Genomic DNA, 11,765 nt, shown 5'->3' with positions numbered 1-11,765 from the left:
TCGGAGGCAGCCGTTTTTTTTCACTTGCTAGTTTTCCTCATACGAAAACTCGTACTCGTTTTGTTCGTCATCGATCAGACGCTTGTCATTGTTGTCCGCCATTTTGAATACTTTCTCAAAATCATCGCCAGTCATGCGCACTTCCTTTTTCTCTTGATCAATGATCACTTGGGCATTTGTCACTTCAAAGGTGTGCATAGTGCCGATGTCTGCCGCAGTCAGTGCTTTGCTTTTGGGAAACTCTGCTTGCAGATGTTCGTTGATCTGCACTAATTGCGTCTCTTGTTCTTTTACCAAGTCCGCAGGTTCCTGATTCGGATCGACCAAAAAACTCAGCGTTTTATTGACAGTGAGCTTTCCATCTTCCAAAACGTACAAGGCATTTTGCTGATGACTGTTGGTATTGGTCAACACTTGATTCGCAGCTGCAGAGTCAACCCCTGAGCTACTGCAGCTTGTCAAGAAAAATAGTGTCGCTAAACAAACGGCAGCAAATATTCCTCTACCTAACATGCTTTTCGTTTTCATTTTTTCCTCCTCGTTGCCCCTAATTTTGCTTCTTTGATGATTTTTCCGCAATCCGCGGATTTGGTTTTCTACAGATTAAAGTGCTTTTAGCATAACACAAATTATTTGCTTTTATAGCCTTTTTTTATAGTAAGGATAATTTTACGCACAAAAAAACCAACCTTGTTGAAACAAGATCGGCTTTCTTTAGTATTGATTCGTTGAGACCTTTGAACGCTCTCGCTGGGGTATGATCGTTGCCTACTGTCCAATCAAGCCGACAACAAGTCCTAAAACGATCACTCCTAGAAACCCGTTCACAAGGTGCAGCCCGACTAATTTGCGGGACTGTCCCGAGTAAACAGCCATCACGAAGGTGGCGACCCCATAAACCCCTAACCACAATAAGCAAGCGACTTGCAAGGAGGTCGTCAGCCAACCATCATGATCGAATATTGCAAACCAATAGACGACTTGATAGGTCGCTGCTGATAAGAGAATCCCACCAACGATCGTGCCGCCAAAGGTAAAGAGCATGTCACCGGTCGTCATCTGCTGATCAGCCATCTTCTCTGCCATTCCTGATTCTTTCGCCCAAAACTTGCCCCACTTATGCATCGGATTGTAAAGCAGACTTTCCACCACGACCCAGCTGAGGGTGCCGAAAATCAATGTCCAAAAATTAACCATTTTCGTTTTCTCCTACACTTTATTTTATCGTCACATTCCTGAGAACCGAAGAAACAACCGAACCCGGGGTTCCTTCCCCATCAGTTTATGTCTTAAGGGACGTTTCTTCAACTTTTTTCACTGGTTTCTCCTATTTTTCGATGGTTCCAATAAAAACTAAGAAAAATGATCGTATACAATAGTGCGGTGAAGCCAGTGACCGCCAATGGGTTAGTGATCAAAATACCGACAAACAGCAAAATCAGTGCAAGGATCGCCCCACTCAAGAAAATCGTATAGCCCATTTTCTTCTGCTTGCGTACCAAAACAAACGCCGCCGCACTGATCAGCAACCAGATCAGCAATACAGTATAAGACAGGGAGCCTGCTAGATAATTGAAGAGTTTGTCGCCTAAAAAGTAAGAAAGAACGACCCCAAGATATAAAGTACCGCTGCAAAACATGATCGCTCGTTGGGGCACGCTGTTTTTATTCAGCATCGTAAAGCGGCTTTTTTTCTGGCCATTGTTGCTTAATCGGAAAAACAACGTTCTTGAAGAAGCATAGACTCCAGAATTGATTGACGAAAACAAAGCCAAAATAATCACTAAATTGACGATGTCGGAGGCAAATGGGACGTGGATTTTTTGAAACACCATCACAAAAGGACTGACATTTGGATCGGCTAATTGATTCCACGGATAAATGATCAGTAAAAGAAACAAGGGAATGATGTAAAAAGCGGCAATCCGAGTCATCACTCCTTTGATTGCTTGCGGGATCGCTTTTTTGGGATTTTCCGCTTCACTGATCGTAATGGCTACTAATTCAGAGCCGCCGTACGAATAGATTACGACCAATAACGAATTGATAAATCCTTTGAGACCATGTGGGGCAAAACCACCATGGTCTGTCATTTGCCTCATCGTCGGGAAAAAGCCCAAATCAAAGACTTGCGTGGCAACCAGATAGAGACCCACCAAGATCAACGCGATCACCACACTGATTTTGGCCCAGGAAAGCCAATATTCCGTTTCCGCAAACAAGCGAACCGAAAACAAATTGATGATGGTCGTGAGCAGTGCCAAAATCAACACAAAGATCCAAGCTGGAATATTGGGAAACCACAGCTGCAAAAAGCTTGCGGCAGCAACTGCTTCGGCGATGATGTTGATCATCCACATTGACCAGTAGATCCAATCAATGAAATCAGCTGTATGCAAGCCAAGATACGGCTGGACTAAGCCCGAAAGGCCATGTTGTTTTTGGTCAGATAAAACCAACTGTCCCAGTCCTGTCATGACGACAAATAAGATCAGCCCACAAAAAATAAACGCCAGCAAGACCGCAGGCCCCGCTAACTGGATCGCTTCACCGCTGCCCTTGAATAGGCCAGCACCGATGGCGCCACCTAGTGCCAACATAGTGATATGTCTGGTTTTCATCTGCTTTTTTAATTGATTTTTTTCTGTCATAGGTTCCTCCTTGAAAACCGTTGATCCTCCATACAAGGTGATTCTCTCATTGTCGCTATTTTTAATTATATGAATGATTTTTTTTAACTACCTCATAGAGAATACCAGACGCTTCTGCTATTGCAACTAAGAATTGAAAAAATTATCTATTTTTTCTGAAAATTCTATCATCCTCTAATCTTTTTCACCTAAATCAAATCTTGGCGAGCTTTTATCTAAGTGAATGCACGAAAAAAGCCATCTCCCAACTTGCGGGAAATGACTTCCTGTCCTTTTTTCAAGCAGGCATGATGATCAATGAGTCGTAACCAACTCGTCTTTGACGGCGTCAGGGAGAGCCTGCTCGGTCACCTCTTGATACGACTCCACATGTTTGCCCTTTGCATCAAGCTCTAGGTAGGCATTTTCTTTTAATTTTTGTGGTGCCCAAAACGTGATTTTTATTTTTTGTCCATCTTCATTGATTCCTTCTTGCGTATATTCATAGGCATCATGTTCTTGCGGCACGCCATACTCATCGGATGTTTTGACATAAACCTTTTTCTCCGGTACGAAAGGATTGAAACGATCCACCAGCTGAACCAGTTCGCTGGAAGCATCTTTCGTAAAATAAGACCATGTAACCAATGTGACGGTCCCTATCGTTAACACGAGCAGGATCATACTAATTGCTTTCTTCAAGTGATTGTCCTCCGTTTTTTCTATCTACCTTCAGTATAAAAAAACAAGCGATAAATATAATCAAACTTAAGGCGTATTTTTCCGTCGGTCATTGTGACTAAGACAAAAAGGGACCACTTTTTCAAAAGAAGCAGTAGTCCCTCACTTAGATGTTCCGTTTGTTCGTGACCCTTAAACCGTCACTGCCACATCGATCAGCTTGCTTTGCAAATGAACGAGGGTCTCTTGCGCGACACCAATCGTCCGCAAATAATGATACGCATCGGTATAGGTTGCTTCCAGATGCGTTAAGACGGAAAGATTATCCGTCTGCTTTTTTCTTCAGCGATAGATACCACTTTGACTTGTGACCAGTCAGTTCTTCGTATAACGGGCTCAGTTCTTGTCTCCTTTGATCAATGCCGTCATTTCATCGATAAAACCAGCCAACTGTGTCTGAGAAATCACTTCTTGATTGACAAAATAAGCTAGTGATCGCTTTTGATGGTCCCTTACGTTGCTGCTGGAAAATAATTTTGACTCAGCAAATCGTTGCTTTGCTCGCACATACATCAAGGGGGTTTGTTGGATCTCCCCTAACGTAGTTTCAGCAGAAATGATTGGTTTTTGATAGGCTGCGGCTTTTAAATAAAAATGATTTTGCCCTGCTTTTAATGGTGTTTCTTCAGACCAGCGGTCGGTCAGCTCCTCGTCGGTGTAAATCTCCACTTCCGGTAGATGAAGGATCGCCTGCGCAAGCGTCGGTATGGTAACGTCTAATTTCACGATATCTTTGGCAACATAAGCCCAAGCGACCTCAATCCGTCCATTCGGAGTGGCGATGCCGCCGGAGGCATGATTGATACTCCAATGGATCTGGGGCTGTATGTGGACGTGCCGAAACCCGCTGCTGGATGATGCTTGTTGAATGCCTAAAACACCTTCAAAGAACCACTGGCCAATTGCTCCATAAGCATAATGATTGAACGAATTCATGCCTTGAGGATTGATCGATCCATCTGGTAACAGCGAATTCCAGCGTTCCCAAATCGTCGTTGCGCCTAAATCGATCGCATAAAGCCAGCTGGGATAATCATTATTTAACAGGAGCGTGTAGGCTATCTCGTTTAATCCATAATTACTAAGAACTAAATTTAAAAAAGGCGTTCCAACAAAACCTGTTTTCAAATGATAGTCATCTCGTTTTAGTCTCTCTTTTAACTTCTGCACGATCCCCGCAACTTCATGATCGGCAGCCAAATCAAATGCCAGTGTTAACACATAAGCCGTTTGCGTATCGAGTGCAAGGCGCCCATTCGGCGTGAAATATTCTGCTCGCAAGGCTTGTTTGAGCATTCTTTGACGCTGATCGTATTGCTTAGCTTCAGAAGTATACCCTAAAATAGCTGCAGCCTGCGCAACGATTTTCAAGGAATGCCAGTAAAAAATATTCGCAACAAACTTTGCTTCGGTTCCTCCAATCGGAGAAGCTGGATCATCACCATCTAAAGCTAACCAGTCCCCAAATTGAAATTGTTTGTCCCATAAACCGTTGATATGCGTCTTACGGCCAATGTGTTCGACCCACGCTTGCATGCTAGAAAATTGTTGTTTGAGAATTTGTGGTTCACCATAATAGCGGTATAAATGCCAAGGAATGATCGTGGCGGCATCTCCCCAAACCCCCACTGCTGCCCCAGACTGCTGGATATCTGTCGGAACATGCGGCACAGTCATTGGTGGCGCACCATCAAAATGTGGTTGTTCGCTAGCTAAATCATGTAAATATTTGCGAAAGAACGCATATGTGTCCATCGTATACATCGCTGTCTGGGAAAAGAGCTGTGCATCTCCTGTCCACCCCATGCGCTCATCGCGTTGAGGACAATCCATCGGCACATCAAAGAAGTTGCCTTTTTGTGACCATAAAATATTCTGGTACAATCGATTCACTTTTTCATTACTCGTGCGAAAATCCCCTGTCGTTTCTAGATCCGTATAGATCACCTGTCCGATAAAGGCGTCTTTAGCAAAGGGACACTCTAACGGCCAGCCACTGATCCGAACATAGCGAAACCCAAAGAATGAGAAGTGCGGACGAACCCACTGTCGGTTGCCATTGGAACGATACGTGAATGCTGCTCGGGCGGCTCGTAAATTTTCCCGATAAAACTTGCCATTGACCAATAGCTCGGCATGTTCGAGTTTGATATGGGCGCCAAGAGGTAACTGATCATAAAACGTGACCCAACCGACCATATTTTGACCAAAGTCCAACACCCAATCCCCCTCTTCTTGCCAACAAGCAATCGCTGGGCGCTCTTCTTTTATTTTTACAGGCAAGCTAAATCGTTCAGTTAGCTTCCCTTGTGGGCCTTGGTGTTCCTTCACCGCTTGAATAGACTGGTGAGGAATCGTTTCATCGATATCTTCGCCATAATAGATGCTGTTTTTCCCAATCGAACCGGTGCGAACCTGCCATTCCTGATTGGTTCCATGGATCTCTTGTGTGCCATCCACGTATTCTAGATGCAGCTCTGCCCTTAATAAAAAGGCATCGCCATAGATGTTTTCTTTTCCGCCATGAAACCCAAAATTTCCTTGATACCAGCCTTTTCCCACGAGAACCTTTATTGTATACTGTGAATCAACTAGATCATCAGTCACATCATAGGTTTGATATTGGAGCCATTCGTGATAATTAGTGTAACCGGGAGTAAAAAACTCGTCTCCAATTTTTTGCTCATTCAAGTATGCTTCGTACAAACCTAGCCCACAAATATACAAACGGGCTTGCTTAATCGGTTTAGCGAGGTCTCCTTGATAAGAAAAGATCGCTGATTCAAGTGGCGTTGTCACAGGCGTGATCCACTTACCCTGCCACGCTTCTTGCAGCTTCCCTGTTTCAAACCAGCTCGTCTTTTGATAGCGATCACCTGCTGCATCCCAAATCGTGACACGCCAGAAATAGCGCTGTCGAGGTTGCATTGGAAAGGTACAGGAAAAGCGATACGCAGCGAGCTTTTGTTTGGGTACTTGGCTAACGATTGCTTGAAAATCAGCATCTAGCGCCACTTCTAAGGCATGAAAGACTGCTTTCGATTGGTCCGTTACTTGATACCGAAAGATAGGATCGCTTAGATCATAGCCGAGCGGTTCAGTGTAATAATTGATTGTCATTTGATTGATTTCCATGTTATCATCGCCTTTTACTAAAAATTGGAGTTGTGTATATGAATAAACAGCAGTTGCGCGAATTGCTTTTTTCCATGACGGAAAGTGAATTGAATTATCAACAACAGCCGAAAAAGAGTGCCCCGTTTTTCCAACGCTTTGATGAAGAGATCCCTACGTTTAACTTGATGAATGCCGGTCATAACAATAAATTTTTTGCGAATGACAAGCGCAGCCTTTTTAAAAATAGTACGATCGAGTTTGTTCAACATACGCGTTTTAGTAATCCTCCCCTACATAAGCATGATCATCTTGAAATGACCTATGTTTATCGTGGAAGTTGTAAACAAGTCTTTACGGATAAAACGTATGAATTAACGGAAGGAGATTTTTGTCTTTTAGACTCCAACATCGTCCACACGCTTTATGAGGTCGAAGAAGAAGACATCATCATCAATATCGTTTTGCAAAAACAGTTCTTCACTGATTCTTTTTTAAATCGCTTATCGGAGCATAGTATCTTGTCACAATTCATCATTCAAGCGCTATCAGAAAACCAACAGGAAAATTTTTTGCTTTTTCGCTCCATCGTTCCACAAGAGCTTCACGGCTTGATGGAACAAATGTTGATCGAATATTTTCGAAATGATAGCTATACTGCGGAAATGTTAAAATCGTACCTCTTTTTATTCTTAACTACCTTGATTCGCCGATTAGATCACGTGACTACGAATGAACGTTTTGACCGATCCGATCATACGATCATCTTACCGATCTTAAAATATATCGCCGATCATGCTGCGGACTGTACGCTGCAACACATTGCAGATCTTTTTGGCTATCATCCGAATTACATCTCTAAATTGCTAAAAGATCACACGGGCAGTAGCTACCAAGAGTTGGTCGTGGCGCAAAAGATCAAAAAAGCCAAGTATCTATTGTCCTATACAGATGAAACGATTCAGAACATCGCTGAAGAAGTTGGCTACCATAATCTCAGTTTTTTTTATAAGAAATTTTATGCTCAAACGCAGATGACACCTCGGGATTATCGCTTGGCAAGTCAGCAACGGCTAGAAACGATGTCCCCTCATAGCGATCAATAAGATACCCTCAACCCATGAAAGTGGATTGTGGGTATCTTATGAACTATTTTGGATCGGAATTTTCTAGTTGGTATTCTTTTTGATCCAATATTCTAAAGAACGGATAATAGATCGCAATCGATAACAGGGTCGCTACGATCTGAAAGGCCAATAGACGCCAACCGCCATTAAGAAGTGCATTTAAGAAAATAGGCATCCCCATGGAACCAGCACCGTTTGACGGTGGGAGAATCTCCATGACTGTTAGGGCATAACCTAACAAAATATTGATTACCGGGGTAAAAATAAACGGAATCGCCATCAAGCCATTCAATACCATTGGAAAACCAAAAATGACTGGCTCGTTTATATTAAATAAAGAGGGGACAAACGCAATCTTTCCCATGGATCGATAACGCTGACTTTTGCTGAAAAAGGTCGCTAATACAATTAACCCAATCGTTGCGCCCCCGCCTCCTGGTGAAGAAACAATGTTGATCCATGAGAAGGTAATAATATTAGGCGCTGCCTCTCCTGCAGCCAGCGCAGAAATATTCGCTGCATCGGCTGCGATCCAGATTGGCATCACTACCCCAATCACTGCAATCCCATGGATACCAAAGAACCAACACAAACCAGAGAGAAAATAAATAAGCGCCGCTGTCCAAACATTATTTCCGATATTGCCTAGTGGTTCTTGAATCAGTGAATAAATGGTATGATGGACATCATTGTATGGTGTCAATGAAAATAGAAATGCAATCAATCCAAAAAGAATCACCATCAAAAAACCAGGAACAATAGCTGCAAATGCTTTTGATACAAAGGGAGGTACTGACTCAGGCAGTCTGATCGTCCAATTTTTCTTGACACTGAGATCAAATAATCTGGTTGTCAAAATGGCAACGAGCATTGCCGTAAACAGTCCCTTTGCCCCTAACCATTCAATCGGTAGATTCGTTGCTGCAGCAAATCCTTCACCAATAACGATCATGGGTGTCAATAAGAAAAAGTTCATCAAAGCTAATAAGGAACAAATAAATCCATCAGAATTTCCTAAAATTTTACAATAGGTATAACTGATCGCTGCCACCACATAAACCGCTAACATATTCGTGGTCACATTGACGATCGTTGTCAATAATTGACCAAAGTAAGAATCGGAAAGAAAAGATTGATACGCTGCCAAGGGAAAATTTTGAAAAATCGAAGCAATTGCGCCTACCATGATGATAGGCATAGACATCATTAACCCTTTTGAGATGGCTTGGATCACTTTGTTGTTGTTTAGCCAAGAAGCAGCGGGGGAAACGATTTTCTCTATTCGTTCTGTAAATCCATTCATGTTACATCCTCCTTTTTATGATAACGCTAACAACACCATTAAACCCTATTTCATGTCGGGCTCCAATGACCTATGAAAGAAAAAATACTAACCAAATCAAAGAATTAGATGTTAATGATTTTGAATAGAATGTTGCGCATTGATCCGCGTTTTTTAGGAAGCCAAAAACATTCGATGGTCTTCTCGTGAAGAATACCATGAGATGACCAATAAAAATCCATTATTGTGATGACGCAAATGCATCGAGTTCAACAGATCGTAGGAAACTAGAAAAAAACAATGGTGCTTATCCAGTCACTAATAACTAAGAGAATCTATAGAAAATCGAGGTGCCCCATGCTAGAAATCAAACTGATCGATCAAAAACATCAAGCTGACATTCGCTTAAAAAACGAACCCTTCTCCTTATGGGGGAAAATGCTGCCATCTTATAATGAGGGCAGCTGGCAGTACACGATCTGTAAATTTGCATCCGAAGACATTCAGACGATGTGTTTCCCAGATGAAAATTATTCCTATGACGAAATGAGCCGAAACAGTCTGTTTATCGGTGCTTATGATGATGGAAAATGCATCGGCTTAGCGATTGTTCAAGACGCTTTTTTCAAGTATCTGTACCTCTATGACTTAAAGGTCAACACAGACTACCGTAAGCAAGGAGTCGGTCAACTACTGATCCACCAGGCACTGAAAGCGGCCCTTGCCAGAGGTTATCGCGGCATCTACACGCAAGCACAGGACAACAATCCTTCTGCCTGTCTGTTCTACTTGCGAGCAGGCTTTCGTATCGGAGGTCTGGATACGGAAGTGTACAAAGGAACCAATCAGGAAGGCAAAAGTGACATTTTGTTTTATTTGGATGCAGCGGAAACGGCAGGCAAAAATTAGCTAAAAAAAGAAAAAAATTCCTCCTGCCAGATGGTACACTTAAGGCAACAATGTTTTAGAAGGTGAGGAAGAAGAATGTACGTAGGATTTGATATTGGCGGAACAAGTATTAAATATGGTGTTTTAGATGAAAGCGGAGTGATCCTTGAAAAATCAGCGATCCCTACTAGCTATGAACCAGCCCAGTTTTATCAGGATCTACTCACGATCATCGAAGATGCCCAGAACCGCCACACGATTGATGGCATTGGGATCAGCGCCCCGGGGATCGTTCAAAAAGACGGCTTTATGTTAACGGCGGGCGCCATCAAATCGTTATATGGCGAAAATTTCAAAGCAGTCTTGGAAGCGCGTACAGGGTTGCCTGTGGCGGTGGAAAATGATGCCAATGCAGCAGCGATCGCTGAAAAATGGATCGGCAATGCGCAAGAGGCTGCCAACTATTTGTGTCTTGTCCTAGGCACTGGTGTAGGCGGTGGGATCGTGATCAATAATCAAGTTTACCGAGGTGCTCATGGCATGGCGGGTGAATTTGGCTGGATGGTGATCGATCAGCTGCCAGAAGAAGGCAATATCGAGGAAAGTTCCATCAATAAAAAAACTGCCGTCGTAGGCGGCTTGATTCGCCTCTACAATTTAGCGGGGGCAGCAGTTCCTGGCTTTGAACCCACCCAAGACGCCAAAGAAATTTTTGACCGCGCACAGCAAGGCGAAGCGTTGGCGCTGAAGCTGACGGACCAATTTCTGACGGATCTGTCTGTAGGGCTGATCAATTTGATCAGCTGCTTTGACCCAGAATTGGTATTGATCGGCGGCGGCATCAGTGCCAATCCTTATTTCTGGGAACGACTGCAGGCTCGCTTGACGATCACGGAAACACGGCATGAAGCGATCAATTATTTGCGCGGACAAACCATCGCACCTGTGCGTCCAGCGAAGCTGAAAAACGACGCCGGCTTGATCGGCGCAGTCTATCAGATCCATCAACAGCTGCACCGTTAAAAGTTCGGATATGCTATACTGGTGTAAATTGATTATCTAGGACAGCGAGGAACCAGCATGGCGCTTTTTGAACAATTAAACTTGAACAAGCTCTCTGCGGTAGAACAAGAAATCTACCGTTTTATCGTCAATCACTTAGAAAAGATCCCGTATATGCGTGTGCGCGACATTGCCGATGATGCTCATGTCTCTTCGACTTCGGTCTTTCGTTTTATTCAAAAAGTCGGCTTTCAGTCGTTTCCAGAATTTCGCTTCTATATCAAAAATCATTTAGAAAAAGCCCATTTTGATGCGCACCCTGAACACTTAGGTTTAGAAGCGCGCATCAAAGGCTTGAATATGCAGATCTTCCACCCTGATGCGGAATACCAAATACGAAAACTCGCCGAAGCGATGCGGGATGCCGATTTGATCTTATTTATGGGGATGGGGGCATCTGGTGCGATCGCGCAATACGTTGCCCGCAAACTAGCCAGCCTCGGTTACTTTAGCATCAGCATTGATGAGCTGACCTACCCGATCAAAAGCTTTTTACGAAAAGATCAAAAGAATGTTTTGGTTTTTTTGAGTGTCTCTGGTGAAACCAAAGAACTGATCGAAGTCATTACCGGGTTAGACAATCAGGCGATCGTGCAGAAGTACTGCATTACCCCAAATCGGGAAAGTACGTTGGCACGCCTGTGCGATTATTCGATCGAGTATGCGATCAAAGAGGAACGCAAAGACATCTTTCTTGATTTGACTAGTCAACTGCCTTCAGTAGCGATTTTAGAAACGCTGATCGGCTATTTGCAAGATTATCGTACCCATTCTTGATGGTTCAGTTTACTGAACCATCTTTTTTTGTAACACTGTGTTCCATCTGCGGAATTTTTTTCATTTCTTGAGAGATATGTACGGAATCCGTATCCGCTTACTTTTAGTCGTTTTCATTCGCTATAATGATGGCATCAATTAATG

General features: G+C 43.2%; 10 protein-coding genes. 4 read left to right on the top strand and 6 right to left on the bottom strand.

Annotated elements, in window-relative coordinates:
* Positions 1 to 27: 27 nt before the first annotated feature.
* The 5 genes from IGI69_RS00835 to IGI69_RS00815 form a co-directional block, all read right to left on the bottom strand.
* On the bottom strand, positions 28 to 528 hold the full coding sequence (locus IGI69_RS00835) for a hypothetical protein (protein WP_438739356.1): 501 nt from the start codon (positions 526 to 528) through the stop codon (positions 28 to 30).
* Positions 529 to 768: 240 nt separating this feature from the next.
* Positions 769 to 1,197: a DUF1761 domain-containing protein gene (locus IGI69_RS00830; RefSeq protein WP_438739354.1), complete on the bottom strand. Its 429-nt coding sequence runs from the start codon at positions 1,195 to 1,197 to the stop codon at positions 769 to 771.
* Between the two features lie 107 nt (positions 1,198 to 1,304).
* Positions 1,305 to 2,651, bottom strand: a complete 1,347-nt coding sequence (locus IGI69_RS00825; protein WP_438739352.1) for an amino acid permease — start codon at positions 2,649 to 2,651, stop codon at positions 1,305 to 1,307.
* 294 nt (positions 2,652 to 2,945) lie between these two features.
* Entirely contained in the window at positions 2,946 to 3,314 is a 369-nt protein-coding gene (locus IGI69_RS00820) for a YxeA family protein (RefSeq protein WP_167826698.1), read from the bottom strand.
* 393 nt (positions 3,315 to 3,707) lie between these two features.
* The gene (locus IGI69_RS00815) at positions 3,708 to 6,506 is read right to left on the bottom strand and encodes an alpha-L-rhamnosidase (RefSeq protein WP_167826599.1); all 2,799 of its coding nucleotides are present in this window, start codon (positions 6,504 to 6,506) and stop codon (positions 3,708 to 3,710) included.
* Positions 6,507 to 6,544: 38 nt separating this feature from the next.
* On the opposite strand from IGI69_RS00815, the gene IGI69_RS00810 reads away from it, so the two are divergent.
* A complete protein-coding gene (locus IGI69_RS00810) occupies positions 6,545 to 7,591 on the top strand; it encodes an AraC family transcriptional regulator (RefSeq protein WP_151195390.1) in 1,047 nt (348 codons plus the stop codon).
* Positions 7,592 to 7,634: 43 nt separating this feature from the next.
* On the opposite strand, the gene IGI69_RS00805 is transcribed toward IGI69_RS00810, so the two are convergent.
* Entirely contained in the window at positions 7,635 to 8,915 is a 1,281-nt protein-coding gene (locus IGI69_RS00805; RefSeq protein WP_430606032.1) for a PTS sugar transporter subunit IIC, read from the bottom strand.
* Positions 8,916 to 9,251: 336 nt separating this feature from the next.
* On the opposite strand from IGI69_RS00805, the gene IGI69_RS00800 reads away from it, so the two are divergent.
* The 3 genes from IGI69_RS00800 to IGI69_RS00790 all read left to right on the top strand — a co-directional run bounded on the left by IGI69_RS00800 (position 9,252) and on the right by IGI69_RS00790 (position 11,621).
* Complete coding sequence (locus tag IGI69_RS00800) at positions 9,252 to 9,803, top strand: GNAT family N-acetyltransferase (protein ID WP_167826597.1); 552 nt, start codon at positions 9,252 to 9,254, stop codon at positions 9,801 to 9,803.
* 75 nt (positions 9,804 to 9,878) lie between these two features.
* Positions 9,879 to 10,805, top strand: coding sequence for an ROK family protein (locus tag IGI69_RS00795; RefSeq protein WP_074535622.1), 927 nt, complete (start codon positions 9,879 to 9,881; stop codon positions 10,803 to 10,805).
* 57 nt (positions 10,806 to 10,862) lie between these two features.
* Positions 10,863 to 11,621 (top strand): MurR/RpiR family transcriptional regulator, encoded by a 759-nt coding sequence (locus tag IGI69_RS00790; protein WP_010748570.1) that lies wholly within the window; start codon positions 10,863 to 10,865, stop codon positions 11,619 to 11,621.
* Positions 11,622 to 11,765 lie beyond the last annotated feature (144 nt).

The organism is Enterococcus sp. DIV1083b (genome assembly GCF_051713705.1).
Classification (GTDB): domain Bacteria; phylum Bacillota; class Bacilli; order Lactobacillales; family Enterococcaceae; genus Enterococcus_D; species Enterococcus_D casseliflavus.
This window is presented reverse-complemented; position numbering and strand designations above follow the sequence as displayed.